The sequence below is a fragment of the Streptomyces termitum genome (assembly GCF_014650175.1).
Taxonomy (GTDB): Bacteria; Actinomycetota; Actinomycetes; order Streptomycetales; family Streptomycetaceae; genus Streptomyces; species Streptomyces termitum.
In genome coordinates this window covers 174,372-200,898 of record NZ_BMUL01000012.1, presented here as the reverse complement: position 1 = coordinate 200,898, position 26,527 = coordinate 174,372, and the positions used below count along the sequence as shown (strand labels likewise).

Annotated in this window: 24 protein-coding genes; 16 read left to right on the top strand and 8 right to left on the bottom strand. The window is 74.7% G+C overall.

Features of this window, described 5'->3' with window-relative positions; all coding sequences use genetic code 11:
* The first annotated feature begins 63 nt into the window (after positions 1-63).
* The 3 genes from IE219_RS22755 to IE219_RS22745 are packed head-to-tail and all read left to right on the top strand — an operon-like array spanning position 64 to position 3,320.
* The gene (locus IE219_RS22755; RefSeq protein WP_189980403.1) at positions 64-1,431 is read left to right on the top strand and encodes a sensor histidine kinase; all 1,368 of its coding nucleotides are present in this window, start codon (positions 64-66) and stop codon (positions 1,429-1,431) included.
* Positions 1,428-2,093, top strand: coding sequence for a response regulator (locus tag IE219_RS22750; protein WP_189980401.1), 666 nt, complete (start codon positions 1,428-1,430; stop codon positions 2,091-2,093). Before IE219_RS22755 ends, IE219_RS22750 begins: the two co-directional genes overlap by 4 nt.
* A 27-nt stretch (positions 2,094-2,120) precedes the next feature.
* Positions 2,121-3,320, top strand: coding sequence for a cytochrome P450 (locus tag IE219_RS22745; RefSeq protein WP_189980399.1), 1,200 nt, complete (start codon positions 2,121-2,123; stop codon positions 3,318-3,320).
* Between the two features lie 6 nt (positions 3,321-3,326).
* Here IE219_RS22745 and IE219_RS22740 read toward each other — a convergent pair whose 3' ends face one another.
* Together IE219_RS22740 and IE219_RS22735 are read right to left on the bottom strand one after the other, a co-directional pair.
* Complete coding sequence (locus tag IE219_RS22740; protein ID WP_189980397.1) at positions 3,327-4,895, bottom strand: ABC transporter permease; 1,569 nt, start codon at positions 4,893-4,895, stop codon at positions 3,327-3,329.
* Positions 4,892-5,791, bottom strand: a complete 900-nt coding sequence (locus tag IE219_RS22735) for an ABC transporter ATP-binding protein (protein WP_189980395.1) — start codon at positions 5,789-5,791, stop codon at positions 4,892-4,894. Before IE219_RS22735 ends, IE219_RS22740 begins: the two co-directional genes overlap by 4 nt.
* A gap of 102 nt (positions 5,792-5,893) precedes the next feature.
* On the opposite strand from IE219_RS22735, the gene IE219_RS22730 reads away from it, so the two are divergent.
* Positions 5,894-6,433, top strand: a complete 540-nt coding sequence (locus IE219_RS22730) for a GbsR/MarR family transcriptional regulator (RefSeq protein ID WP_189980393.1) — start codon at positions 5,894-5,896, stop codon at positions 6,431-6,433.
* Here IE219_RS22730 and IE219_RS22725 read toward each other — a convergent pair.
* Positions 6,424-7,725, bottom strand: a complete 1,302-nt coding sequence (locus IE219_RS22725) for a hypothetical protein (RefSeq protein WP_189980391.1) — start codon at positions 7,723-7,725, stop codon at positions 6,424-6,426. The two genes, IE219_RS22730 and IE219_RS22725, sit on opposite strands and share 10 nt — an antisense overlap.
* Before the next feature lie 69 nt (positions 7,726-7,794).
* Positions 7,795-8,598: a diacylglycerol kinase family protein gene (locus IE219_RS22720; RefSeq protein WP_189980389.1), complete on the bottom strand. Its 804-nt coding sequence runs from the start codon at positions 8,596-8,598 to the stop codon at positions 7,795-7,797.
* Positions 8,599-8,740: 142 nt separating this feature from the next.
* Between IE219_RS22720 and IE219_RS22715 the strand changes: the two genes are divergently transcribed.
* The gene (locus IE219_RS22715) at positions 8,741-10,024 is read left to right on the top strand and encodes an adenylosuccinate synthase (protein WP_189980388.1); all 1,284 of its coding nucleotides are present in this window, start codon (positions 8,741-8,743) and stop codon (positions 10,022-10,024) included.
* Between the two features lie 90 nt (positions 10,025-10,114).
* On the opposite strand, the gene IE219_RS22710 is transcribed toward IE219_RS22715, so the two are convergent.
* Together IE219_RS22710 and IE219_RS22705 are read right to left on the bottom strand one after the other, a co-directional pair.
* Positions 10,115-12,145 carry a serine/threonine-protein kinase gene (locus IE219_RS22710; RefSeq protein WP_189980386.1) on the bottom strand — a complete coding sequence of 677 codons (2,031 nt, stop codon included), beginning with the start codon at positions 12,143-12,145 and terminating at the stop codon, positions 10,115-10,117.
* 51 nt (positions 12,146-12,196) lie between these two features.
* The gene (locus tag IE219_RS22705; protein WP_189980384.1) at positions 12,197-13,789 is read right to left on the bottom strand and encodes a PstS family phosphate ABC transporter substrate-binding protein; all 1,593 of its coding nucleotides are present in this window, start codon (positions 13,787-13,789) and stop codon (positions 12,197-12,199) included.
* A 194-nt stretch (positions 13,790-13,983) separates the two neighbouring features.
* Here IE219_RS22705 and IE219_RS22700 point away from each other — a divergent pair, with 194 nt between their 5' ends.
* The 5 genes from IE219_RS22700 to IE219_RS22680 all read left to right on the top strand — a co-directional run bounded on the left by IE219_RS22700 (position 13,984) and on the right by IE219_RS22680 (position 19,179).
* Positions 13,984-14,925, top strand: coding sequence for an NADP-dependent oxidoreductase (locus tag IE219_RS22700; protein ID WP_189980382.1), 942 nt, complete (start codon positions 13,984-13,986; stop codon positions 14,923-14,925).
* Positions 14,926-15,196: 271 nt separating this feature from the next.
* On the top strand, positions 15,197-16,084 hold the full coding sequence (locus IE219_RS22695) for a glycoside hydrolase family 19 protein (protein ID WP_189980380.1): 888 nt from the start codon (positions 15,197-15,199) through the stop codon (positions 16,082-16,084).
* A 182-nt stretch (positions 16,085-16,266) separates the two neighbouring features.
* Complete coding sequence (locus IE219_RS22690) at positions 16,267-17,628, top strand: aspartate aminotransferase family protein (RefSeq protein ID WP_189980377.1); 1,362 nt, start codon at positions 16,267-16,269, stop codon at positions 17,626-17,628.
* 81 nt (positions 17,629-17,709) lie between these two features.
* Positions 17,710-18,423, top strand: a complete 714-nt coding sequence (locus IE219_RS22685; RefSeq protein ID WP_189980374.1) for a GntR family transcriptional regulator — start codon at positions 17,710-17,712, stop codon at positions 18,421-18,423.
* A 105-nt stretch (positions 18,424-18,528) separates the two neighbouring features.
* Positions 18,529-19,179, top strand: coding sequence for a putative DNA-mimic protein (locus IE219_RS22680; protein WP_189980373.1), 651 nt, complete (start codon positions 18,529-18,531; stop codon positions 19,177-19,179).
* A gap of 27 nt (positions 19,180-19,206) precedes the next feature.
* Here IE219_RS22680 and IE219_RS22675 read toward each other — a convergent pair whose 3' ends face one another.
* Positions 19,207-19,911, bottom strand: coding sequence for an SLATT domain-containing protein (locus tag IE219_RS22675; protein WP_229849951.1), 705 nt, complete (start codon positions 19,909-19,911; stop codon positions 19,207-19,209).
* A 288-nt stretch (positions 19,912-20,199) separates the two neighbouring features.
* Here IE219_RS22675 and IE219_RS22670 point away from each other — a divergent pair, with 288 nt between their 5' ends.
* The 6 genes from IE219_RS22670 to IE219_RS22645 all read left to right on the top strand — a co-directional run bounded on the left by IE219_RS22670 (position 20,200) and on the right by IE219_RS22645 (position 25,589).
* Positions 20,200-20,535, top strand: a complete 336-nt coding sequence (locus IE219_RS22670; RefSeq protein ID WP_189980369.1) for a YbaB/EbfC family nucleoid-associated protein — start codon at positions 20,200-20,202, stop codon at positions 20,533-20,535.
* A 58-nt stretch (positions 20,536-20,593) separates the two neighbouring features.
* A complete protein-coding gene (gene recR, locus IE219_RS22665) occupies positions 20,594-21,193 on the top strand; it encodes a recombination mediator RecR (protein WP_189980368.1) in 600 nt (199 codons plus the stop codon).
* 35 nt (positions 21,194-21,228) lie between these two features.
* Positions 21,229-21,885 (top strand): DUF5063 domain-containing protein, encoded by a 657-nt coding sequence (locus tag IE219_RS22660; protein ID WP_189980366.1) that lies wholly within the window; start codon positions 21,229-21,231, stop codon positions 21,883-21,885.
* A gap of 127 nt (positions 21,886-22,012) precedes the next feature.
* Complete coding sequence (locus IE219_RS22655; protein WP_189980364.1) at positions 22,013-23,281, top strand: aspartate kinase; 1,269 nt, start codon at positions 22,013-22,015, stop codon at positions 23,279-23,281.
* A gap of 377 nt (positions 23,282-23,658) precedes the next feature.
* On the top strand, positions 23,659-24,366 hold the full coding sequence (locus IE219_RS22650; RefSeq protein ID WP_373298872.1) for a SigE family RNA polymerase sigma factor: 708 nt from the start codon (positions 23,659-23,661) through the stop codon (positions 24,364-24,366).
* Complete coding sequence (locus IE219_RS22645) at positions 24,363-25,589, top strand: hypothetical protein (RefSeq protein WP_229849943.1); 1,227 nt, start codon at positions 24,363-24,365, stop codon at positions 25,587-25,589. The genes IE219_RS22650 and IE219_RS22645 overlap by 4 nt, the downstream gene beginning before the upstream one ends.
* Before the next feature lie 58 nt (positions 25,590-25,647).
* On the opposite strand, the gene IE219_RS22640 is transcribed toward IE219_RS22645, so the two are convergent.
* Positions 25,648-26,397 carry an SURF1 family protein gene (locus IE219_RS22640; protein WP_189980362.1) on the bottom strand — a complete coding sequence of 250 codons (750 nt, stop codon included), beginning with the start codon at positions 26,395-26,397 and terminating at the stop codon, positions 25,648-25,650.
* Positions 26,398-26,527 lie beyond the last annotated feature (130 nt).

Here is a 26,527-nt window from a genome sequence, read left to right as displayed (position 1 = left end):
TCAAGGGGGACGGCCTGGGATCCGTATCCAGCCGGACGCGGCCGTCCCCCCGGGGTCCGTACCGTGGTCGGCGTGACCCAGACACAGCCCACCGACACGAGTCGCAGCCCCGAGTACCGCCTGGCCCAGAACCTGGTCGGCGGGCTGCGGCGGGAACTCCTCCACTCCGCCTCCGCCTACCGGCCGCTGCCGCCGCTCGACCCCGAGCACGGGCCGCTGAGCTTCCTGCCGCGCTGGATGGCGCGGCGCACCACCCTGCTGCCGCACGCCGTCGTCGCCGCCTGCGCGGTGATCGTCTTCGCCGTCGGCTACTTCCACGTGGGCGGCCGGGGCCTGGTCTCCTTCGTGTACGTCGCCGCCCCGACGGCGGTCGTGCTCCTCACCCTGATACGGCCCGTCTTCGCCTTCTGGGCCTCGCTCGCGGCCGCCCCGGTCGTGGGCGTCGTCTCCGGCTTCGGCGGCGGCTGGCCCTGGACGCCCAACACCCTCGCCGCGCACACGGTCGTCGTCGTGGTGGCCGCCGCCCGCACCACGCCCCGGGCCGCCGGCTGGATGTGGCTGATCACCGCGGGCTACGCCCTCTTCGCCGAGATGTTCCTGGGCGTGGGCCGCAGCTCCGACACGATGGCGCTGCTCTTCCTCACCGCCATCGGCCTGCTCGTCGTCACCCTCTTCCAGACCCGGACCGAGGCCCGCCGCGAGGTCACCGCCCAGCGGACCGTCACCGCCACCGAGCGCTCGAAGCGGACCCTGCTCGAAGAGCGGACCACCATCGCCCGCGAACTCCACGACGTCGTCGCCCACCACATGTCGGTGGTCGCCATCCAGGCCGAGGCCGCCCCCTACCGGGTGGAGAACCCGCCGCCGGAGCTGGAGCAGGCGTTCCTCACCATCCGGGAGAACGCGGTCGCCGCCCTCACCGAACTGCGCCGCATCCTCGGCGTCGTCCGCGCCGAGGACTACGAGGCCCCCGATGCCCCCCAGCCGACCCTCGCCGACCTGCCGGGACTGCTCGCCAACGTCCGCGAGGCCGGACTCGACGTCACCATGGCGACCACCGGAGCCGTCCGCGAGCTCCCGCCGGGCGTCGAGCTCTCCGCGTACCGGATCGTCCAGGAGGCGCTGTCCAACGTGCTGCGGCACGCGCCGGGCGCCGAGGCGAAGGTCGAGGTCGGGTACGTGCTCGGCGGCCTCGGCCTGCGCGTCGCCAACGGCCCCGCGCGGGGCCTGGTCAAGCCCTCCCGTCACCCGGCCACCACCCCCGAGGGAGGGCTGCGCCCGCCCGCCCCGGCCGGCGCGGGCCACGGCCTCACCGGCATGCGGGAGCGTGTCACCATGCTCGACGGGCAGATGACGGCCGAACCGGCCGAGGACGGCGGATACGAGGTCACCGTCTTCCTGCCCGTCCGCCGCGAAGGGACCGAGCAGTGATCCGGGTGCTGATCGTCGACGACCAGGCCATGGTCCGGGAGGGCTTCTCCGTCCTCCTGGGCGCCATGCCCGACATCGAGGTCGTCGGCGAGGCCGTCGACGGCCGGGAGGCGGTCGCCCAGGTGGCGGCCCTGCGCCCGGACGTCGTCCTCATGGACATCCGGATGCCGGAGCTCAACGGCATCGACGCGACCCGCGAGATCGTCGCCGCCGACGCCGACGCCCGGGTCCTGATCCTGACCACCTTCGACCTCGACGAGTACGTCTACCAGGCGCTGCGCGCCGGGGCCTCCGGCTTCCTCCTCAAGGACGCCTCCGCCCGGCAGCTCGCGGAGGGCGTGCGGGTGGTCGCGGCCGGCGAGGCGCTGCTCGCGCCGGCCGTGACGAAGCGGCTCATCACCGAGTTCGCGCGGACCTCCGACGGCGGGCTCCCCAAGCAGCCGGCCGTCTCCCAGGTCGGCGAGCTGACCGAGCGGGAGACGGAGGTCCTGGTGCTGATCGCGCAGGGCCTGTCGAACCAGGAGATCGCCGCGCACCTGGTGGTCGCCGAGTCCACCATCAAGACGCACGTCAGCCGCGTCCTGGTGAAGCTCGGGCTGCGCGACCGCACCCAGGCGGCGGTCTTCGCCTACGAGGCGCGCCTGGTGCAGGTCGGGCGCTGAGCGGCGGGCGGGGGTAGCGTCCGGGCCATGGACGCCGCCGCCGCCTTCGACCCCTGGTCCCCGGAGTTCGTCGCCGACCCCTATCCCGCGTACGCCGCGCTGCGGGAGGCCGGGCGGGCCCACTGGTACGGGCCCACCCGGCAGTGGCTCGTTCCCCACCATGCCGACGTGTCCGCGCTGCTGCGCGACCGGCGCCTGGGGCGCACGTACACCCACCGCTTCGGGCACGAGGAGTTCGGCCGCACCCCGCCCGACCCGGCGCACGAGCCCTTCCACACCCTCAACGACCACGGGCTGCTCGACCTGGAGGGCGCCGACCACGCCCGGATCCGGCGGCTGGTGTCGACGGCGTTCACGCCGAGGACGGTGGAGCGACTGGCGCCGACCGTACGGGAGCTGGCGGCCGGACTGGTCGACGGGCTGGTCGCGGCGGGCGGCGGGGACCTCCAGGCGGCCATCGCCGAACCCCTGCCGGTCGCCGTCATCGCCGCGATGCTCGGCATCCCGCCGAGGGACGAGGAGCGGGCCATGCTGCGCCCGTGGTCGGCGGCGATCTGCGGCATGTTCGAGCTGAACCCGTCCGAGGAGACGGCCCGGCGGGCGGTCCGCGCCTCCGTCGAGTTCTCCGCCTACCTGCGGGAGCTGTTCGCCCGGCGCCGTACCGACCCCGGCGACGACCTGGTCTCCGCGCTCCTCGCCGTCGACGGGCTGACCGAGCAGGAGCGGATCTCCACCTGCGTGCTGCTGCTCAACGCCGGGCACGAGGCGACCGTCAACACCACGGTCGGCGGGGTGTGGACGCTGCTGCGGCACGACGCCTGGACCGGGCTCGCGCCCGCGGGACTGCCGGTGGCGGTGGAGGAGCTGCTGCGCCACGACACGCCGCTCCAGATGTTCGAGCGGTGGGTCCTCGACGACATCGAGGTCGGCGGGGTGGAGATCCCGCGCGGCTCCGAGGTCGCGCTCCTCTTCGGCTCCGCCAACCGCGACCCGGCCGCCTTCGGCCCCACCGCCGACGTCCTCGACCTGGCCCGCGCGGACAATCCGCACGTCACCTTCGGCGCGGGCGTCCACTACTGCCTGGGCGCCCCGCTCGCCCGGCTCGAACTGGGCGCGGTCTTCGCCGCCCTGCGCGAGCGGGCGCCGGGGCTGCGGCTCGCCGCGGAGCCCGTCCGGAGGCCCGGTTACGTGATCCGCGGCTTCGAGTCGCTGCCCGTGGAGGTGTGAGCCGGCTCAGAACCGGAGGTCCCGGCGGCGCAGCCCCGCCAGCCCGGCGGCCGTCAGGACCGCCGCCAGGACGGTGAGGACCAGCGGTCCCGTCCACGAGGCCGGCCCGCCCGGCAGCTTCGGCAGGTGGGCGTAGGGGGAGAGGTCCAGGACCGCCCGGGGCAGGTCCAGGGCCGGGCCGATCCAGCCGAGGGCCAGGCAGAGTCCGGCCGCGCCCCAAGCGGCCCCGGCGGCGCGGGGCACGGCGCCCCACAGCAGCACCGCCGCCCCGGCCAGCGTCCAGACGGCCGGGAGCTGGGCGAGCGAGGCGCCGAGCAGCGGCCCGGCGTCGCGGCCGTACGAGAGGGTGAGGCCGAGGCCGCTCAGGGCGAGGAGCAGGGCGGAGCCGGCGAAGGCGGGCAGCAGGTGCCCGGCGGCCCAGCGCAGCCGGCCGAGCGGGGCGGCCAGGAGGGGTTCGGCGCGGCCGGAGGTCTCCTCGCCGTGCGCCCGCAGCACCGCCCCGACCGCGTACAGCGCGGCGAGCAGCCCGAAGAGGGAGACCAGGGTGGCGAGGAAGGCGTCGGTCATGCCCTGCTGGCCGCCCATGCGGGCGAAGATCTCGCGGGCCTTCTCGTTGTCGCCGACCAGGTCGGCGGCGCCCTCGGCCATGCCGCCGAAGACGAGCCCGCCGAGGAGGAAGCCGGTGCCCCAGCCGGCCAGGGCGCCGCGCTGGAGCCGCAGGGCGAGCGCCCCGGCGCCGGAGAGCCGGCCGGTGGCCGGGCCGGGGCGGGCGGCGAGGAAGGAGGCGCCCACGTCGCGGCGGGCGGCGAGTCCGTACGCGAGGAGGGTCTGGAGCACGACGGCGGCGGCGATCAGCAGCAGGACGGCCCACCGGTCGCCGCCGTAGGGGCGGACGTGGACGGTCCAGCCGAGCGGGGAGAGCCAGGTGAGGGGGGAGTTCCCGCCCGCGTCCCCGGCGTCCCCGGCGGCCCGCAGGGCGAAGGCGAGGCCGAGGGCGGCGGCGGTCAGGCCCTTGGCGAGCCGGGCGCTCTCGGTGAGCTGGGCGGCGATCGCGGCGACCGTCGCGAAGACCATGCCGGTGCCGCCGACCGCGAGGGCGAGGGCGAGCGCCCCGGCGAGGCCCTGCCCGGCGAGTCCGGCGACGACGAGGAGCGCGGCGCCGGTGTTGACGGCGAGGGCGGCGAGGAGGGCGGCGGTGAGCGGGGCGCGGCGGCCCACCGCCCCGGCGGAGAGCAGTTCCTGGCGGCCGGTCTCCTCCTCCTCGCGGGTGTGCCGGACGACGACGATCAGGCCAGCGACGGCGGCGAGGACGGCGGCGAAGGTGCCGAACCGCCAGGCGGTGAGCCCGCCGAGGGAGTCGGCGTACACGGGGCCGTAGAAGGCGCGCATGGAGCTGTTGGCGGTCATCGAGGCGGCGAGCTCGGCGCGGGCGGCGGGGGTGTCGTACAGGCCGCCGAGGGAGCCGGGTCCCGAGGCGACGAGGCCGCCGGTGACCAGGGCCCACAGCGGGGCGGTCAGCCGGTCGCGGCGCAGCGCGAGCCGGGTGAGGACGCCTGTTCCGGCGAACGCGTTCATGAGGCGGCCTCGTCGTCGGCGTAGTGGCGGAGGAAGAGCTCCTCCAGGGTGGGCGGGGTGCTGGTGAGGGAGCGGACGCCGGCGGCGAGCAGGGCGGCGAGGACGGGTTCGAGCTTGTCCGTGTCGACCTGGAGCCGGACCCTGCGCCCGTCCACGTGCGGGTCGTGGACGCCGGGGAGGCGGTCGAGGCCCTCGGGCGGTGCGGCGAGTTCGGCGGTGACGCTGGTACGGGTGAGGTGGCGCAGCTCGGCGAGGGAGCCCGACTCCACGGTGCGGCCCCTGCGGACGATGCTGACCCGGTCGCAGAGGCTCTCGACCTCGCTGAGGATGTGGCTGGAGAGCAGGACGGTGCGGCCCCGGTCGCGGGCCTCGCGGACGCACTCCTGGAAGACCTCCTCCATCAGCGGGTCGAGGCCGCTGGTGGGTTCGTCGAGGACGAGGAGTTCGGCGTCGGAGGCGAAGGCGGCGACGAGGGCGACCTTCTGCCGGTTGCCCTTGGAGTAGCTGCGGCCTTTTTTGGCGGGGTCGAGCTCGAAGCGCTCGATGAGGGCGGCGCGCCGGGCCGGGTCGAGCGGGGTGCCGCGCAGCCGTCCGTACAGGTCGATGACCTCGCCGCCGGAGAGGTTGCGCCAGAGGGTGACGTCGCCGGGCACGTAGGCGAGGCGGCGGTGGAGGGCGACGGCGTCGGCCCAGGGGTCGCCGCCGAGGAGCCGGACGGTGCCGGAGTCGGCGCGCAGCAGGCCGAGGAGGACGCGGATGGCGGTGGACTTCCCCGCGCCGTTGGGGCCGAGGAAGCCGTGCACCTCCCCGGTGGCGACGGTGAGGTCGAGCCCGTCGAGGGCGTGGGTGCGGCCGAAGGACTTGTGGAGTCCGGTGACGGCGAGGGCGTTCGTCATGCTTCGGAACGTACGCTCATTTCACAAACTTGTGAAGTTAAGGAAGCGTATAAAGTCGGGGCGGAGACCGGGACGCGCGCGGGCGAGGGAGACGATGACGCCATGACCAGGAACGACGAGGAAGCGGTGTCCCGGTTCGTGGAGCGCTTCGCCGCCGAACTGACCGAGGCCGGGATGCAGCGCATGGCCTCCCGCGTCTTCGCCGCGCTGCTCGCCTCCGAGACCGCCTCGCTGACCTCGGCGGAACTCTCCGAGCAGCTCCGCATCAGCCCCGCCGCCGTCTCCGGCGCCGTCCGCTACCTGACCCAGGTCGGCATGGTCGCCCGCGAGCGCGAACCGGGCACCCGGCGCGAGCGGTACGTCCTCCACAACGAGATCTGGTACGAGACCTTCACCCGCCGAGACCAGGTCCTCATCCGCTGGGAGAAGGTCCTGCGCGACGGCGCCGACACCCTCGGCCCGGCCACGGCGGCCGGCGCCCGCACCGCCGAGACCGCCGACTTCTTCGCCTTCCTCCAGGACGAGATGATCGCGATGATGGACCGCTGGCGGGAACGGAAGGCGGCGCGACGGACGGCGGGGGCCGCGCCCGGGACGGAGACCGGGGCCGGGGCCGTGACCGGAGCCGGACCTCAGGACTGAGCTTCGGCCTCCGGCGCGGGCTCGGCACCCAGCAGCGCGGCCAGCTCCTCCAGCAGCTCCGCGCCGTCCCGCGAACCGGCCTCCAGGTACGGCCCCGCCGGCCACAGCGGCCGGCCCCCGTGCCAGGCGACGACCACCGGCTCGCCGTCGTCCCCGGCCCGGTCCAGCCGGCCGCGCAGCTCCACGGTCCCGGTCGCCGCCACCGGCCGGTCCGGCGGCATCAGCGGCAGCACCCCCTCGGGCCGGTCGTCCGGACCGCCGTGCGCGGGGAAGAGCACGAGGAACAGGCCGTCGCCGACCGGCGCGGGCACCAGCGCGTACCGCCGCTCGTCCGGTACGGGTGCCAGCGCGGCCCGCACCAGCAGCCGGACCACCGGCAGCCCCCGGGCCGCCACCTGGAAGCAGCTCCACAGCACCCAGGCCACGGCCGCCGCGAGCAGCAACAGGGACCAGACGGACGGCCGTCCCGGGACCTCCGCCTCCGGGTCGGGCCAGATCACGTCCATCCCCACCAGGGCGCCGTAGGCCGCGGTGCCGACCAGGCCGAAGCCCACCCGGTGCAGCCCCGCGAGGCGCCGCAGCCCCCGCACCCGCCACCACGGCGCCGTCCGCGGGTCCGGCTCGGGGGACAGCGGCCTCCGGCCTGACGGCGACCACGCGCGCGCGTGGGCGTCGAACCGGGCACGGGAGGGCGGCGCGGTCTCCACGGCTCCGGCGGCGTCGTGCGGCTGGGCCGGGGCCGGCAGCTCCGCCAGCCCCAGCCCCTCGGCGAACTCCACGAGCCGCAGCCGCGCCGCCGCGCCCCGGACCGGCTTCACCCGGAAGAGGGGGCCGCCGCCGGGCGCCGCGAGCACCCCGCCCTTCCGGGGGTCGCCGCACCACCACAGCACGCCCGTCCCGCCGGGCCGGACCTCCGCCCACCGGGCCGCCGTCGCGATCACCCGCAGCGGCCACAGACCGCCGTCCGGCCCGGCGAGGACGACCCGCTCGCCCCGGCTGCCGCTCACGGCCACCGCGAGGTGCGCCGACCACGGCCCGGCGGCCAGGACGCGGCGGAAGCGGAAGGCGTACAGGAGCCGGAAGGGGCCGAAGAAGAAGGTCAGCACCCCGGCCACGCCGGTGAAACCGGCCACGTCCACGGCCCACTCCGGCTCCTCCGGCAGCAGGCCGAAGCCAAGGCCGGAGAGAACCACCAGGAGTACGCCGACCGCTGTCAGGGCGATGCCCCCGCGCCGGTACCCCCGCAGCTCCGCCGCCGTCCCCGGCAGATCCAGCGCGCGCGCCTCGGCCACCCCCACCACCCCTTCTCCCACCCCGGCATACGGGGCCGACCCTAGCCGCCCGCCCGCCGAAACGGCAGGTCAGGCCAGCGGAACCGGCTGTTTCGGGAGGGTCAGGGTCCAGCCGTCCGCGCGGACCGTCCAGACCCGGTGGCGGACCGGGCCCGCCACCCGGCCGTCCGCGCGGTAGCGGAAGTCCGGGCCGGAGACCGCGAGGGTGCCGGCGACGGCGAGGCGCGGCGGCGCGGCGCCCGGGTGGACGGTCACCTCCGCCCCGCCGCCCGCGGGCCGGACCGTCACCCCCGCGACCGGCGCGTCCACGTCGGCGAGCAGCACCCCGTCCGCCTCCACCCGCAGCCGGTGGGTGCGGGCGCCGGGCTCCCCGGGCGCGGGCCGGACCAGGGTCCGCACCAGGGAGCGGCAGGTGCCCCACACGGAGGGCGCGGGCCCGGCGGCGGGCGCGGGCGCGGCGGGCAGTCGCAGCTCGCCGAGGACGACGCCGCCGCTGTCGTCCACCAGCAGGTCCAGGCTCCGGGCCGTCCCGTCCAGGACGGTGCGGGCGGCGGCCACCGCGCCGTGCGGCACGCCGAGCCCGTACGCGACCTCCAGGGCGTCCGGCGGGCCGATCGGCACCAGCGCGAGCGGCGTCCGGTCCCGGTGCAGCAGGGCCACCGCGCGCAGCAGCGCCCGGTCGTCGCCGACCACGACGGGCCGCCGCGACCCGCGCCGGGACAGCACGCGGGAGAACTCCTCGGGGGAGTCCGGCAGGCAGATCTTCGCCTCCGCGCCCGCGGACAGGACATCCTTCGCGATCCGTACGGACTCGCCGTCGCTTCGGCGGGCGACCGGGTCGACGATGACCAGCAGCTGGTCGTGATCCGACACCTCGGTCCTTCCTCGGGTAGTCTCTTTGTGCAAGAGCCCCTTGCGCTATTGCGCCAGGGGCTTCGTCTATTCCGGGGCACACCGGTGAGGCGGCGTAGGCCCCCTGACCTTGGAATGCCCCCTCCGGAAGGGGTGTACGCCTGTGCCCGCACTTGTGCTGCTCGGTGCTCAGTGGGGTGACGAGGGCAAGGGGAAGGCCACCGACCTGCTCGGCGGCTCCGTGGACTACGTGGTGCGCTACCAGGGCGGCAACAACGCCGGCCACACGGTCGTCGTCGGCGACCAGAAGTACGCGCTCCACCTGCTTCCCTCCGGCATCCTCTCGCCGGGGTGCACCCCGGTCATCGGCAACGGCGTCGTCGTCGACCCGGCGGTCCTGCTCTCCGAGCTGAGCGGACTCAACGAGCGCGGCGTCGACACCTCCAAGCTCCTGATCAGCGGCAACGCCCATCTGATCACGCCGTACAACGTCACCCTCGACAAGGTGACGGAACGGTTCCTCGGCAAGCGCAAGATCGGCACCACCGGCCGCGGCATCGGCCCGACCTACGCCGACAAGATCAACCGCGTCGGCATCCGGGTCCAGGACCTGTACGACGAGTCGATCCTGGAGCAGAAGGTCGAGGCGGCCCTGGAGCAGAAGAACCAGCTCCTGGCCAAGGTCTTCAACCGCCGCGCCATCGAGTCCGGCCGGATCGTCGAGGAGATGCTCCAGTACGCGGAGCAGATCAGGCCGTACGTCGCCGACACCACCCTGATCCTCAACGACGCCATCGACGAGGGCAAGGTCGTCCTCTTCGAGGGCGGCCAGGGCACCCTGCTGGACGTGGACCACGGCACGTACCCCTTCGTCACCTCCTCGAACCCGACCGCCGGCGGTGCCTGCACCGGCGCGGGCGTCGGCCCGACGAAGATCAACCGGGTCATCGGCATCCTCAAGGCGTACACCACCCGTGTCGGCGCCGGCCCGTTCCCGACCGAGCTGTTCGACGCGGACGGCGAGGCGCTGCGCCGCATCGGCGGCGAGCGGGGCGTCACCACCGGCCGCGACCGCCGCTGCGGCTGGTTCGACGCGGTCATCGCCCGCTACGCGACCCGGGTGAACGGCCTGACCGACTTCTTCCTCACCAAGCTGGACGTGCTGACCGGCTGGGAGGAGATCCCGGTCTGCGTCGCGTACGAGATCGACGGCAAGCGCGTCGAGGAGCTCCCGTACTCCCAGACCGACTTCCACCACGCGAAGCCGGTCTACGAGACCCTGCCCGGCTGGTCGGAGGACATCACGAAGGCGAAGACCTTCGCGGACCTCCCGAAGAACGCGCAGAACTACGTGAAGGCGCTGGAGGAGATGTCCGGCGCCCCGATCTCCGCCATCGGCGTCGGCCCCGGCCGCACCGAGACCATCGAGATCAACTCCTTCCTGTAGGAGTCCGCTTCCTGGAGGAGTCCGCGCGGCGCGCACGCACGAGGGCCCGCACCCGGCCGACCGGGTGCGGGCCCTTTGCCGTGCCCGGGGTCACTCGGGCCGGTAGAACTCGCTGGGCTCGGACTCCGTCATCGGGGAGACGAGGAGCCGGGGTTCGCCCTTGTACGTGTCCATCACCAGGTAGCTGCCGACGTCGCCGACCCGGCACTCCGGGTCGGCGTCGGCGGGGGCGGTCTGCGGGCCGACGACCAGCGGCGCGGTGGTGCCCGCGAGCAGCGCCGTCCAGGTGCAGTGGACCGAGTCCTGGAGCGGGTTGCCGTCCTTGTCGGTGCGGGGCCAGGTGCTGTCCGACTGGAAGACGGCCGTGCCGACGGGCCCCTGGCTGAGCGTCACCTCGTTGGTGTAGCGGTCCGCGTCGGGGCCGTCGACCAGCGGGTCGGAGCGCATCACCCAGCGGCCGAGGTAGGCGGCGGGCAGGATCTCGGAGCCGGTGCGGGTCTTGCGGAAGGTGGCCTTCGCGGTGCCCGACGTCCATTCGAGGACCTCGGGCGAGCGCAGGGTGAGGGTCTGGTGGGCGGCGGCCGTGCACCGCTGGGCGGGCTGGCTGATGGTGACGTCGGACTCGCCGAGGACCACCTTGTCCTCGTCGGCGGAGACGAGCCGGGAGCGGCCCATGCACAGCCGCCCTTCGGCGACGTGCGAGTAGAGCGCGGTCTTGGCGCCCGCCGGGCCCTGGGAGAGCTCGATGCGGACGGTCTCGAAGGGGTGCTCCTGGTCGCCCTGGAGGACGCCCTCCCAGGCGCCGAGGAAGGCGGCCGGCACGATGCCGGAGGTCCGGGCGGTGCCGCCGCCGGTCGTGCCGCCGGGGGCGGCGCCCGCGCCGGCCGTCGGCCAGAGGGTGTAGCCGACGCCCGCGGCGGCGGCCACGGCGGCGGTGGTGAGGGCGGCGACCAGGACGCGCCGCCGGGAGCGCGGCGGCCGGCCCGCCGGGAGGGCCGCGGGGACGGTGCCGGTGCCCGCGCCGGTGGCGGGGACCGCGCCGGAGCCGGAGGCGGGGGCGAGCGCGCCGGCCGGGCCGCCCGTCGTGGTGGGACCGGTGTGCCCGGCGGTACCGGTGCCCGTCGCCGTACCCGTACCGGTGTCCGTGCCGTGCGGCTCCACGCCCGCGCCCGTACCCGCCCTCGTACCCGCCTCCGTGCTCGGGTCCGTGCCCGGCTCCGGGTGCGCGGCCGTGCTCTCGGCCTCCAGGACCAGGGCCGCGTGCCGGCCCATCCGGGCCAGGACGTCCGCGGGCAGCCACGGGTCGGCGACCGGCAGCGTCTCGGCGATCTCGGCCGCCGTCGGCCGGGCCGCCGGGTCCTTGGCGAGGCAGGCCCGGATGAGGCCGGTCAGGACGGGGGCCACGCCGGTCAGGTCCGGTTCGTCGTGGGCGATCCGGAACATCTGGGCGTGCACGCCGCTGTCGGCGGTGCCGAAGGGCGAGCGGCCGGTCGCCGCGTAGGCGAGGAGCGAGCCCAGGCAGAAGACGTCGGAGGCCGGGGTCAGCTTCTCGCCGCGGATCTGCTCGGGCGACATGAAGCCGGGGGAGCCGACGACGGCGCCGGTGCTGGTCAGGCCGCCGTCGGTGGCGGTGTGCACGGCCCGCGCGATGCCGAAGTCGATGAGCCGGGGGCCGTCGACGGCCAGCAGCACGTTGCCGGGCTTGAGGTCGCGGTGCACGTAGCCGGCCCGGTGGATGTGGTCGAGGGCGCGGCCGAGCCCGGCGCCCAGGGTCCGTACCGTCTCGGGCGGCAGCGGGCCGTACTCGTCGCCGACGACCGTCCGCAGCGAGGGGCCGGGCACGTAGCCGATGGCGACCCAGGGGGCGGCGGCCTCGGTGTCGGAGCCGAGGACCGGCGCGGTGCCGCGCCCGCCGACCCGCTCCATCGCCTCGACCTCGCGGGCGAAGCGCCGCCGGAACTCGTCCTGCGAGGCCAGCTCCGCGTGCACGACCTTGACGGCGACGGTGCGCCCGCCGGCCGAACGCGCGAGGAACACCCGGCCCATGCCGCCGGCCCCGAGCCGGCCCACGAGCCGGAAGGGGCCGATGCCGCTCGGGTCTTCCGCGTTCAATGGATCCACGTCGCAAGAGGATGCCAGACGGTCCCGGGCGGTGAGGAGCACGGTCCGGCGTCAGTCCTCGCCGCAGACCCGCAGGCCCCGGGGGGTGGCGCACGGCAGGTGCCCCCGGGCGCGCACCAGGTCCTGCCCCCGGCCCCGGGCCAGGTAGTCCAGGAAGCTCGCGGTCAGCGAGCCGGCCGGCGGATCGCCCCAGGTGTACGCGTACTCGACCTCCCGGTACGGGTAGGGGGAGGCGCCCAGCTCCCCGGGGACCGGGAGGCGGCCGTCGAGGGAGACCGGGTGCAGCCCCTTCGCGGCGGCGACGGCGCCGAGCTCGGCGTAGCCGATCGCGCCGGGCAGCCGGGCGACGGTGGCCAGGACCTGGTCGGTGGAGTCGAGCTCGCAGCGCACGGCCCGCGCCTCCGGGTCGTCGGAGGTGGCGCAGTCGCGGGAGGAGTTGACGGGTTCGTTGCGGCCCAGTACGCGGCGCTGGAAGACCTCGCGGGTGCCGGAGTTGGCGTCCCGGCTGACGAGGAGCACGGGCCGGTCGGGCAGGTTCGCGGGGAGGCCGGGGCCGCGCAGCCGGTTCCAGCGGACGACGTCGCCCCGGTAGAGGGAGCGCAGCTGGTCCAGGGTGAGGCCGCGCACCGGGAGGTCGTCGTGGACGACGACGGCGAAGAGGGAGACGGCCACCGGGTGCTCGCGCAGCCGGGGCGGGCCGGCGGGGGCGGGGCCGTCGGAGAGGGCGAGGACGGCGGGCGCGCCCCCGCCCTCGCCGCCGTCCTCGCGCCGGGCCTCGGCGTCCGCCTTCGCGCCCGCGTCGGCGAGGTGGCGGACGCCGGCGGTGGAGCCGTCGGGGACGACGGTGACGGTGGCGCCCGCGCAGTCCCGCTCGTACGCCTCCGCCACCTCGCGGACGACCGGCGCGAAGGCGGTGGAGCCGGTGACGGTGAGGCTGCCGCGGGCGCAGCCGATGGGCGGCGGGTCCTGCTCGCGGACGACGAGCGCGGCGAGGGCGACGACGCAGGCGGTGAGGACGACGGTGACGGTCCGGGCGGCGCCGCTGAAGCGGCCGGCCTGGTCGTCGGGGGTGGTGGAGCGGTTGCGGCGGATGGAGCCGCCGGCGAGGGTGCCGTGGACCTTGATGTCGCGGTCGGCGACCGGGCCGGAGAGCTGGACGAGCAGCTTGAAGTAGCGGCCGGTGTCGAGGGCGATCCGGGGGACGAGGACGGCGTTGCCGGTCCGGCCGAGGCCGGGGGCGCCGTCGAGGTCGTCGCGGACGGAGCCCCAGCCGCCGGGGACGGTGGCGACCACGCCGAGGACGGTCACGGCGGGGGTGCCGAAGGTGACGCGCAGGGCGTGCGCGTCGGGGGCGACGCCGTAGTCGTCGGTGCCGATGTCGAGCTCGCGGTCGTTCTCGATGCGGAGCAGGACGAGGGTGGCGCCGTCGGCGGCGTTGCCCAGCACCTCGCCCGCGCGCACGGTCATCACGTCGCCGTCCCGGTCGGCGCCCTCCTTGTGCAGGGGGGTGTTGAGCTGGACCCGGTAGCCGAGGCGCTTGCGCTGCGGCTTGAAACGGTCGAACCAGACGGCGCCGACCGAGACGAGGACGCCGAGGAGGGCGGTGGCGACGGCGACCACGTTCTCGGCGGTTATCCACTCCATGCCCGGGACGGTACGCACGGGTGTGCGAGTACGGGGGCGGGGCGGCGGACCGACACCGGGATTTCGCCCCTTGTTCAGCCGGGGCCACCCGCCGCCCCGCCGGGGGCTCGTCCGGGTGGCCCGGCCGGGGTTGCCGGGGTGCGGGAGCGTGGATGTAATGGCGGCGAGGGGGAGCTTCCGGAGGAGGAACCCCCATGCGTGTCGTCGAAGTGACCGCCTACGGCGGACCCGAGGTGCTCAGGCTGGGCCGCCGCCCCGAGCCCGATCCCGCCGACGCCCCGGGCCGGGTCCGGGTGCGGCTGCGGGCCGCCGGGGTGAACCAGGCGGACCTCAAGATCCGCTCCGGCCGGTTCGCCGGGGTGCTGGGCGAACTGGCCCCGCCCTTCGTGCTCGGCTACGACTTCGCGGGCACCCTGCTCGACCCGGTGCCCGGCCTGCCCGTGGGCACCCGGGTGGCCGGTTTCGTGCCCTGGATCCAGGAGGGCACCGGCGCGGGGACGTACGCGGAGACGGTTCTGGTGGAGCCCGGCTGGCTGGCGCCGGTCCCGGACTCCGTGGACTTCACGGACGCCGCCTCGCTGCCGCTCTCGGTGCTGACCGCCGCCCAGGCCCTCGACCTGATGGCGCTGCCGGAGGGGTCGGTGGTGCTGGTCACCGGGGCGAGCGGGGTGGTCGGCCGGTTCGCGGTGCAGCTGGCGGCGCGGGCGGGCCACCGGGTGATCGCCCTCGGAGACGCGGGCGACGCGGCCGAGCTGGGCCTCCTCGGGGCCGACGGGGTGGTGCCGCGCGGGGCGCCGGAGGACGTGGTGACGGGGGTGCTCGGCTTCGCGCCGGAGCGGGTGGACGGGGTCTTCGACGCGGCCCTGATCGCCGACCCGCTGCTGCCGGCGGTCAAGGACGGCGGGGTCTTCGTGCCGGCCTCGCCGGAGCGGATGCCGGCGGGCGAGCGGGAGATCCGGGTGGAGGCGGTGGCCGGCCGGCCGGACGGGGCCCGGCTGCGGGAGTTCCTGGACCTGGCGGCGGCGGGCGGCCTGGCGACCCGGGTGGCCGACGTGCTGCCGCTGGAGGAGGCGGGGGAGGCCCACCGGCGCGCGGAGGCGGGCCACCGCCCCGGCCGCATCGTCCTGATGATCTGAGTCGTCCTGATGATCTGATGCTCCGCCGGGCGGCACGGTCCCGAGGGGCCGCCGTCCTGTCCCGCCCCGTGGCCCCGAGGGCCCGCCGTCCCGCCCCGTCCCGGCCGTCGCCGTACGCCCCCGGGCTCTCCGATTTTCGCCCCGCCGTGTCCCGGACATGGCGGGGCGGCGTCGTGACGTGGCGCCTTCTCGCCACTCCTGGTCTAGACCTTGACAGGTTCAGACCACTGCGGCTTCGCTGGCCTTCCCCCCACCGGAAGGACGACAGCGCATGCGACGCGTCACCTCCCTCTTCCTGGCCCTCTGTACGGCCATCGGACTCGCCGTCCTGCTCCCCGCGGCCTCCGCGGGCGCCGCGCCGGCCTGCCTGACCGCCTGGAACTCGGGCCAGGTCTACACCGGCGGCATGACCGCCTCGTACAACGGCCGCAACTGGTACGCGAAGTGGTGGACGCAGAACGAGCGTCCCGGCTCCAGCGACGTCTGGCGCGACGAGGGCGCCTGCGGCACGGGCGGCGGCGGCGAGCAGCCCCAGCCCGGCGACTTCGTCGTCACCGAGGCCCAGTTCAACCAGATGTTCCCGAACCGGAACCCCTTCTACACGTACGCCGGGCTGGTCACCGCCGCGAAGAAGTTCCCCGCCTTCGCCAACACCGGCAGCGACACGCTGAAGAAGCAGGAGGCCGCCGCCTTCCTCGCCAACGTCTCCCACGAGACCGCCGGCCTCTACTACATCGTCGAGCAGAACACCGCGAACTACCCGCACTACTGCGACGCGAACCAGCCCTACGGCTGCCCCGCCGGCCAGGCCGCCTACTACGGCCGCGGCCCGATCCAGCTCTCCTGGAACTTCAACTACAAGGCCGCGGGCGACGCGCTCGGCATCGACCTGCTGAACAACCCCTGGCGGGTCGAGCGCGAGCCGGACGTCGCCATGATGACCGGCCTCTGGTACTGGAACACCCAGAACGGCCCCGGCACCATGACCGCCCACAACGCCATGGTCAACGGCGCCGGCTTCGGCCAGACCATCTGGGCCATCAACGGCGCCCTGGAGTGCAACGGCGGCAACCCCGCCCAGGTCCAGAGCCGCGTCACCAAGTACCAGCAGTTCACCCAGATCCTCGGCGTCCCGGCGGGCTCCAACCTCTCCTGCTGACCCCGCCCCCGAAGAGAACCGCCCCGGCCGCTCCCCCGGCCGGGGCGGCGCCGCGTCCGGGGGAGCCGGGGCGACGGAATCCGCACCGGACCGCGCGGCAGAGCAAGGTGTCGTGTCCGGCGGGCTCTCGGTGGACAGGATGGTGATGGCCCTCTTACCTGCGGCTCCTTACCCTTCGGTGCATGACCCCTCATGTCGTCCCCGATCCGCAGGCCGGCGCCGCCGTCAAGGCCGCCGACCGCGCGCACGTCTTCCACTCCTGGTCCGCCCAGGGCCTGATCGACCCGCTCGCCGTGGCCGGCGCCGAGGGCTCGTACTTCTGGGACTACGACGGAAACCGCTACCTCGACTTCACCAGCGGTCTCGTCTACACGAACATCGGCTACCAGCACCCCAAGGTCGTCGCCGCGATCCAGGAGCAAGCCGGGAAGCTCGCGACCTTCGCGCCCGCCTTCGCCGTGGACGTCCGCTCCGAGGCCGCACGCCTCATCGCCGAGCGCACCCCCGGCGACCTGAACAAGATCTTCTTCACCAACGGCGGCGCCGAGGCCGTCGAGAACGCCGTCCGGATGGCCCGGCTGCACACCGGCCGCCACAAGGTCCTCTCCGCCTTCCGCTCGTACCACGGCGCCACCTCCACCGCGATCAACCTCACCGGCGACCCCCGCCGCTGGGCCTCCGACACCGGCTCGGCGGGCGTCGTCCGCTTCTGGGCCCCGTTCCTCTACCGCTCGCCGTTCTACGCCGAGACCGAGGAGCAGGAGTGCGCGCGCGCCCTCGCGCACCTGGAGGACACCATCGCCTTCGAGGGTCCCGGCACCATCGCCGCGATCATCCTGGAGACCGTCCCCGGCACCGCCGGCATCATGACCCCGCCGCCCGGCTACCTCGCCGGCGTCCGCGAGATCTGCGACAGGTACGGCATCGTCTTCGTCCTCGACGAGGTCATGGCCGGCTTCGGCCGCACCGGCACGTGGTTCGCCGCCGAGCACTTCGACGTCGTCCCCGACCTGCTGACCTTCGCCAAGGGCGTCAACTCCGGCTACGTGCCGCTCGGCGGCGTCGCCATCAGCGAGAAGATCGCCGCCACCTTCGAGACCCGCCCCTACCCCGGCGGCCTCACCTACTCCGGCCACCCGCTGGCCTGCGCCGCCGCCGTCGCCACCATCCACGTGATGGAGGACGAGAAGGTCGTGGAGAACGCCGCCCGCATCGGCGAGACCGTCCTCGGCCCCGGCCTGCGCGCGCTCGCCGAGCGCCACCCCTCGGTCGGCGAGGTCCGCGGCATGGGCGTCTTCTGGGCGCTCGACCTGGTGAAGAACCGGGAGACGCGCGAGCCGCTCGTCCCGTACAACGCCTCCGGCGAGGCCAACGCGCCGATGGCCGCCTTCGCCGCCGCCGCCAAGAAGAACGGCCTGTGGCCCTTCGTCAACATGAACCGCACCCACGCCGTGCCCGCCTGCAACGTCACCGACGCGGAGATCGCCGAGGGCCTCGCCGCCCTCGACGCCGCCCTGACGATCGCCGACGAGCACACCGTCTGAGGTCGCCCCGTGCGACCCGGGTCCTCTCCCGAAGGTCTGGACTAGAGTCTTCCGGTACCGCACGGAGGGGGCCCATCCCGCATGCCCGGCACGTCCGCGAACAGCGCCGTCACCCGCAGCACCCTCAGTCGGCAGATCGCGGACGCGCTCCGTGACGAAGTCCTCGCGGGGCGTCTCCGGCCGGGGCAGGAATTCACCGTCAAGCAGATCGCCGAGCAGTACGGCGTCTCCGCCACCCCGGTCCGCGAAGCCCTCGTGGACCTGTGCGCGCAGGGCCTGCTCGACTCCGACCAGCACCGCGGCTTCCGGGTGCACGGCTTCTCCGTCGGCGACTTCCGGGACATGGTCGAGGCCCGGATGCTCGTCGTCGAGGGCGTCTTCCGCCGCCACACCCCCGCCGCCCGCGCCGCGCGGCCCGAGCCCGACCCCGGCGTCGGGGTCGTCCTGGTGTCGATACGGCGCCGGGGCGAGGCCGCCGCGCGGGCCGCCCGCGCGGGCGATCTCGACGTCCTCATCGGCTACGACATCCGCTTCTGGCACGAGCTCGGCCGGCTGGTCGCCCGCAACGCCCCCATCGCCGACTTCCTGCACCGCCTGCGCGTGCAGACCTGGGCCTTCTCGGTGCCCCACCTGCGGGCCGAGCGGGACCCCGCCGGCCGGCTCTGGGCGGGCCACGTGGAGCTGGTGGACGCCGTCACCCGCGGCGACGCCGAGGCCGCCGTCGCGGTGGTGCGCGACCACCACGCGCACTCCCTGGCCTGGGCCGACCGGCTGGAGGCCGGGCCCGGCGCGTGAGCCGGGTTGAGGGGCCGCTTCCCGGGGCAGTTCCTCCACGGGTGGGCGCGGTCGGTCCCGCCGACTACCCTGGCCCTCCCGAAACCGACGGAGAGCGAGCCTCCCTTGGCCTGTGACCTGTGGCTGGTCCCCCTCGTCGACGTGCTGTGCCACAGCCCCGACAACCCCTTCGCCGAGGACCTCGCCGCCTACGACGCGGTGCTCAGCGCCTCCGGCCTGCCGACCGTGCCCGTCTACGCCTACATGCCGGGGCTCTCCGGCGACGTCGCCCCGGTCGCGGGCTTCGACTACGAGGCCCTGCACTTCCTGCGCCGCGCCTACCTGCTGCGGATCTGCGGCCTGCCGGTCGAGCCGGTCGGCGAGCTCGGCGGCGACTACGAGCAGCTCCTGGAGATGTTCGAGGCCACCGCCCAGCAGTCCCACCTGGTCTGGCACTACGACCACGCCGGCGCCTACGTGCCGGTCGACTTCCCCGTCCCGCTCTCCAACGACGAGCTGCTGGAGGGCGGCGGGCCGCTCGGCTCCTCGTACGGGCTGCTGCGGGAGCTGGAGTTCGTGGCGCCCGCGCTCGGCATCGACCCGGCGAACCCGCCGGCCGCCCCGGCCCCGCCCGCCCGGCCCACCGAGCTGGAGGAGCCGGCCGCCCCGGCGGCGTACGACGACGGTCCGTTCGCCCGCGAGCGGCACGTCTGGCTGGGGCTGCACGCCGCGGCCGTCCGCAGCCTCGCCCAGGGCTCCATGATCATCCTCAGCTGAGGGGTCCGGCGGCCGTCCCGGGGACCCTCAGCGGGTCTCCGGGGGCCGCTGGCGCGGCATGTTGGGCCGGGTGCCCGGCGGCAGCGGGAAGCGGCCGGGCGGGTACGGGACCTCCGGCCGGGCGGGCACCACCCCGACCGACTGGAGCGCCAGCGGCGCCGGACCCGAGCGGAACTCGACCATCCAGTCCGCCGTCTCCGCCCGCACCAGCTCGGTCACGTCCTCCGAGAAGCGGCGCAGCACCCCCAGGCACCGCTCGGCGGCCTCGCTGGCGGTGCCCTCGGTGGGCCCCAGGACCTCCCGCACGCTCTCCGAGGCCCAGTCGAACTGGAGCGCCTGGAGCCGGCGCTGCACGGCCTGCGCGGTCGCCACGTCCCTTATCCAGCCGGAGGTCAGCCCGAAGTACCGGTCGCAGGCCAGGCAGGCGGCGCCGAGCAGCAGCGAGAGGTAGCCCCAGCCGGCGGTGCCCCGGGCGACCCCGGTGAGGTCGAGCAGCGGCAGCGCGGCCCCGGCGATCACCCCGAGCGCGGTGCCCAGCCGCATCACCCGGGCGAAGCGGCGCTTCCAGACCCGGTCCGACAGGTACCACTCGGCGGTGCGCAGGGCGTTGGCCTCCACCCAGCGGTACAGCTCGTCGAGCCGCTCGGCGGGCTCGCCCCAGTCGCCCAGCGGGAAGGGCTTCCCGGTCAGATCTCTGTGCACGGCTTCCCCGGGCTGCCCCGGCGGCTGCATCTCCGGCTGGTGGCTCACCGGGGGACTCCTCTGTTCAGCCCAGCGTTCGTGTCGCTCGTGTCCTTCTGTGACGTGCGGTGCACGTGGTGCCCGCCCTTCCTACCGCCGAATGGAGGGCCGCGGGCCCGGAATCCCGGGATTTCCGCCCGCACGGGCGGGTTGATCAGGTAGAGGAGCCCGCCGTCCCTCACCCGAAAGAGTTGCCCCGGCGGGGCGGTCCGCGACCACGTAGGCTCGAACCACCGGTACGACACGTGACCGGCCGATCTTCAACCACGAGGAGTGACCGTGATCCCCGGTGGCGGCCAGCCCGACATGCAGCAGATCTTCCAGCAGGCGCAGAAGATGCAGCAGGACCTCGCCCGCGCCCAGCAGGAGCTCGCCGCGACCGAGGTCGAGGGCCGGGCGGGCGGCGGTCTGGTGACCGCGACCGTCACCGGCTCCGGCGAGCTGCGCGCCCTCGTCATCGATCCGAAGGCGGTCGACCCCGAGGACACCGAGACCCTGGCCGACCTCGTCGTCGCCGCCGTCCAGGCCGCCAACGACAACGCGCGGCAGCTCCAGCAGGCCAAGCTGGGCCCGCTCGCGCAGGGCCTCGGCGGGATGCCGGGTCTGGGCTTCTGACCGGCGCCCCCAGCCACTACCGTAAGAGCACCAGAGCACTCCCCGGAAGGGCGTTCCGTTGTACGAAGGCGTGGTCCAGGACCTGATCGACGAGCTGGGCAGGCTGCCCGGCGTCGGTCCCAAGAGCGCGCAGCGGATCGCCTTCCACGTGCTCCAGGCCGAGCCGACGGACGTCCGCCGGCTCGCCCACGCCCTCCTGGAGGTCAAGGAGAAGGTCCGGTTCTGCGCGGTCTGCGGGAACGTGGCGCAGCAGGAGCTGTGCAACATCTGCCGCGACCCGCGCCGGGACCTCACCGTGATCTGCGTGGTCGAGGAGCCGAAGGACGTCGTCGCGATCGAGCGGACCCGCGAGTTCCGGGGGCGGTACCACGTCCTCGGCGGCGCGATCAGCCCGATCGAGGGCGTCGGCCCCGACGACCTGCGGATCCGCGAGCTGCTGGCCCGCCTCGCGGACGGCGCGGTCACCGAGCTGATCCTGGCCACCGACCCCAACCTGGAGGGCGAGGCCACCGCCACCTACCTGGCCCGGATGATCAAGCCCATGGGGCTCAAGGTCACCCGGCTCGCCAGCGGCCTCCCGGTCGGCGGCGACCTGGAGTACGCCGACGAGGTGACGCTGGGCCGTGCCTTCGAGGGCCGGAGGCTGCTAGATGTATGACGACAGGGCCGGCGCGCTCCCAGGGAGGCTCCTCGATGTCTGACCCCACGCTGCACTCCATCACGCAGAACCCCGACGACTTCGCGGTCCAGATCGCCGACTCCGTCGAGAGCTTCATCGTCGCCACCACGGAGGTCGCCAAGGGCGACGAGCCGGACAGCGCGGTGCCCTTCCTGCTCCTGGAGATCTCGCAGCTGCTGCTCGCGGGCGGCCGGCTGGGCGCGCACGAGGACATCGTCCCCGACGAGCGGTACGAGCCGGACACGGGCCCGGAACCGGACGTGGACGACCTGCGCGAGCGGTTCGCGGTGATGCTGGAGCCGATCGACGTCTTCTCCGAGGTCTTCGACCCGTACGAGCCCCGCAAGGCGCCGGTCCCGGCCCGCATCTCGGACAACCTCGCCGACATCGTCGCCGACCTCCGCCACGGTCTCGCCCACTACCGCGCGGGCCGCACCAGCGAGGCCCTGTGGTGGTGGCAGTTCTCGTACTTCTCCAACTGGGGCCCGACCGCCTCGGCCACCCTGCGGGCCCTCCAGTCCCTGGTCGCCCACGTCCGCCTCGACCAGCCCCTCGCGGCCCTCGACGGCCTCGACACGGACGAGGACCTGGCGGACGACGACCTCGCCGAGGAGGCGGGCCGCGTCATGGTCCAGGAGATCGCAGGGCCCCTCGGCCTGAAGGGCCTCTAGGGCACCGAATGATCACTTCCTGAGCATGTCGTCTCAGGATGTGATAGCGAGCCGGTGTTTTTCGGTCGCTCGTTAGACTGAGCCGACCGCAGCGCGGGCTGCGGCACCGACCGAGCGAGGAGCGCACGTGGGCCTTGTCGTGCAGAAGTACGGAGGCTCCTCCGTTGCCGATGCCGAAGGCATCAAGCGCGTCGCCAAGCGGATCGTGGAAGCCAAGAAGAACGGCCACCAGGTGGTCGTCGTGGTCTCCGCGATGGGCGACACGACGGACGAGCTGATCGATCTCGCCGAGCAGGTTTCCCCCATGCCTGCCGGACGTGAGTTCGACATGCTGCTGACCGCCGGAGAGCGGATCTCCATGGCCCTGCTGGCCATGGCGATCAAAAACCTGGGCCACGAGGCCCAGTCGTTCACCGGCAGCCAGGCGGGTGTCATCACCGACTCGGTCCACAACAAGGCGCGCATCATCGATGTCACGCCGGGCCGCATCCGCACCGCCCTCGACGAGGGCAACATCGCCATCGTCGCGGGCTTCCAGGGCGTGTCCCAGGACAAGAAGGACATCACCACCCTCGGCCGCGGCGGCTCCGACACCACGGCCGTGGCGCTCGCCGCCGCGCTCGACGCCGAGGTCTGCGAGATCTACACCGACGTCGACGGCGTGTTCACCGCCGACCCGCGTGTGGTGACCAAGGCGAAGAAGATCGACTGGATCTCCTTCGAGGACATGCTGGAGCTCGCCGCCTCCGGCTCCAAGGTGCTGCTGCACCGCTGCGTCGAGTACGCACGCCGCTACAACATCCCGATCCACGTCCGCTCGTCCTTCTCCGGACTCCAGGGCACGTGGGTCAGCAACGAACCGACAGGGGACAAGGTGGAGCAGGCCATCATCTCCGGTGTCGCCCACGACACCTCCGAGGCGAAGATCACCGTCGTCGGGGTGCCGGACAAGCCGGGCGAGGCCGCGGCCATCTTCCGGGCCGTCGCGGACGCCGAGATCAACATCGACATGATCGTGCAGAACGTGTCGGCGGCCTCCACCGGCCTCACCGACATCTCCTTCACCCTCCCCAAGGCGGAGGGCCGCAAGGCCATCGACGCCCTGGAGAAGGCCAAGGGCGCCATCGGCTTCGACTCGCTGCGCTACGACGACCAGATCGGCAAGATCTCCCTCGTCGGCGCCGGCATGAAGACCAACCCGGGCGTCACCGCGGACTTCTTCCGCGCCCTGTCCGACGCGGGCGTCAACATCGAGCTGATCTCGACCTCCGAGATCCGGATCTCGGTCGTCACCCGCGCCGACGACGTCGACGAGGCCGTCCGCGCCGTCCACACGGCCTTCGGCCTGGACAGCGACTCGGACGAGGCCGTCGTCTACGGGGGCACCGGCCGCTGACCCGCCGCGCTCCCTCCCACCGCGCCCGGCCGCCCTCCAGCGGCCGGGCGCGGTGCGTCACGGGCGCGGTGAACCGGCCGACCGATTCCGGCCGTTCCGATTGGGGGGTCTTAGGAGGATCTGTGAACATCCTGTGATCAAGTCGGTGGCGGAACCCACTTGAACTGCGGCGATGCCGTGGCGGACGATGCTGTTTCCCCCATGCCGCAACTACGGGGCGGACGGGGTGCGTCTCCGCGTTCACCCACGACCGCGACGTGGGGCACGCGGTGGAACGGGGCAGGGGGAGAACGGTTGCGCATGAGGACGAACGAGCCGCCACCGGGACCGGAGGCGGACCCGTACAACCATCCCGGGGAGACACGCGTCAAACAGCCGTGCCAGACGTACTCGACATACCGGCGATCGCCCCGCCGCGCGGGAAGCGCCCGGTCGTGCTCCCCCGGCGGAGCCCCGGCGCGGTCCTGCCGCCCGGCCGGCCGCGCGCCCTCGACGGGCCGCCGGTGAGCACCACCGTGCCCATCGAATCCCGCGCGGGCGCCGTCGACGGCATCCCCGCGCCGCGCGCCGCCGCCGAGGACGCCCCCGCGGCCGGCACCACCGTCGACCACCTCACCGAGACCTACCGGGCCCACTACCGGTCCCTCCTCGGCCTCGCCGCCCTCCTCCTCGACGACACCGCCTCCTGCGAGGACGTCGTCCAGGAGGCGTTCATCCGCGTCCACTCCGCCCGCCGCCGCGTCCGCGAACCCGAGAAGACCCTCGCCTACCTGCGGCAGACCGTGGTCAACCTCTCCCGGTCCGCGCTGCGCCGCCGCATCCTCGGCCTCAAGCTGCTGTCCAAGCCGATGCCGGACATGGCCAGCGCCGAGGAGGGCGCCTACGACCGGCTGGAGCGCGACGCCCTCATCCAGGCGATGAAGGGGCTCCAGCGCCGCCAGCGCGAGGTCCTCGTCCTGCGCTACTTCGCCGACATGACGGAGGCGCAGGTCGCCGAGACCCTCGGCATCTCGCTCGGCTCGGTGAAGGCGTACGGTTCCCGGGGCATCGCGGCCCTCCGCATCGCCATGGAGGCGAAGGCATGAGCCGCGGCCCCGAGCAGGACGGGAAGCGGGACGAGCGCGGCGGCCACGAGCAGCGCCACGACCCCGACGAACGCGTCCGGCGCCTCCCGGGACGGGAGCGCGCCGGACGTGACGATCTGAGCGGACGACTGATGAAGGACAACGAGCCCGGCCCCGGCGGGGACGGCGGGGACGACGACGAGCCGGCGCTGCGGCGGCTGCTCCACGGCGCCGTCGCCGGACTCGAACCCTCCACCGACGCCCTCGACCACCTGCGGCACGCCGTCCCGGCCCGCCGCGCCCGCAAGCGGCAGGCCCTCGTCGGCGCCGCCGCCGCCGTGGTCCTGGTCGGCACCGCCGTCCCCGCCCTGGTGCATGTCGCCGGCTCGCCCGGCCTCACCGCCGCCCACCCGGTCAACGCCGGACACGGCGAGCAGGCCCAGGGCGGCACCGGCGCCGAGGCCGACACCGAGGGCCCCGCCGGGACCCGCAGCCCCGCCGCCCCGACCCCGCCCGCCGAGGGCACCCCGCAGGGCGCCGGGCAGACCGGCGACCTCCCCGGCCCCGGCGCCACCGGCACCGCCCCCGGCGTCACCGCGCCCCGCTGCGCCGGCGACGCCCTCAAGGTGACCGGCGTCGGCTCCGGCAACCCCGACGCCAAGGGCACGGTCTACGGCGGCTTCACCCTCGTCAACGCCTCCACGGCCCCCTGCCTCGTCGACGGCGACGGCCTCGTCGGCGTCCGCACCAGCGGCGCCGCCGACCCCGGCCGGATCAGCGTCGTGCGGCACTCCGCCGGAGACCCGGCCGACGGCCTGCCCGACCCCTCGGGGGACTCCTCCTCGCTGCTCCTCGCGGTGGGCGACTCGTACCAGGTGAAGTTCGCCTGGGTGCCGAGCGCGACCTGCCCGACCACCGGCACCACCCCGAGCCCCACCGCCTCCGTCCCGCCGCCCACCGTCCCGACGCCGACGCCGACCGCGCCGACGCCCACCCCCAGCGGCGGCGTCGTCGTCGAGCCCACCACGGGCCCCGGCGGCGAGGGCACCCCGGCGGGCGGCACCGAGCCGGGCGGCAAGACCGGCACCGACACCGGCATGTCCGCCCAGCTCCTGCGGGGCGGCCCGGCGACCGGCGGCATCACCGTCAGCCACACCGCCGAGCCCGGCAGCCCGTCCGCCGAGACCGTCCTGCCGGACGCCTGCGCCGGCACCGTCTACCGGACCGGCCTCCTCAAGAACTGAGCGCGGTACGCGGAAGGGGCCGGGGAGCACGCGCTCCCCGGCCCCTTCCCCGTACCCCTCAGCCCTGCCCGTCCAGGCCCAGCTCCGCGTCGCGGGCCGCCTCCGCCTCCCGGCGCAGCAGCCGGAACCACATGAAGACCACGAAGCCCGCGAAGACGAACCACTCCGCCGTGTAGCCGAGGTTCTGGAACGCCTTCGCGTCCAGGCCGGTGCCCGCCGCCGCGGCGGCCGGGACCGGGGTGAGACCGGCCGGCGACGCGCTCAGCGTGACCCACGCGTCGTACACCTCGTCGTCCACCACGTTCACCAGCGAAGCCGCGCTGATCATGCCGAGCTGCCCCTCGGGCAGCCCGCCCGCCGTGACGCCCTTGGTGCCCTGGTTCTCCGACGCCTGGAGCGCGCCCACCACCGTGACCTCGCCGGACGGCGGGGCGGGGGCCTCGGCGCCCGCCGGCAGCCAGCCCCGGACCACCGGCAGCGACCGGCCGCCGTCCGTCCGCAGCAGCGTCAGCACGTACGCCCCCGACCTCCCGTCCAGCTCGCGGCCCGGCACCAGGAACTGCTTCCCGTACCGGCCCCGGGCCTTCGCCGCCCGCCCGGAGGTCTCCTTGTCCACCGGCAGCAGCGACGCCAGCGGCACGGCCGCCTCCGCGCTCGCCGGCGGCTTTTGCTCCGCCTCCCGGTGGGAGTCGACGCGATCCTCGAACTTGCCCATCTGCCAGGTCCCCATGAACACGCAGAAGGGGATGGCCAGCAGGACGAAGAGATGGATCCCCCACCAGCGGGGGGTCCTCAGGAACCGGTACACGCCCCCCACGGTACGGGGCCGCCCCCGGCCCCCCGCCACGAGGGCTCCCGGCCCCGCCCGGCCGGAGCCGGACCACCGCGCCCCCGCCGGGCGGGCGGGAAGGGACGGCCGGAACCCGCCCCCCGGGGTG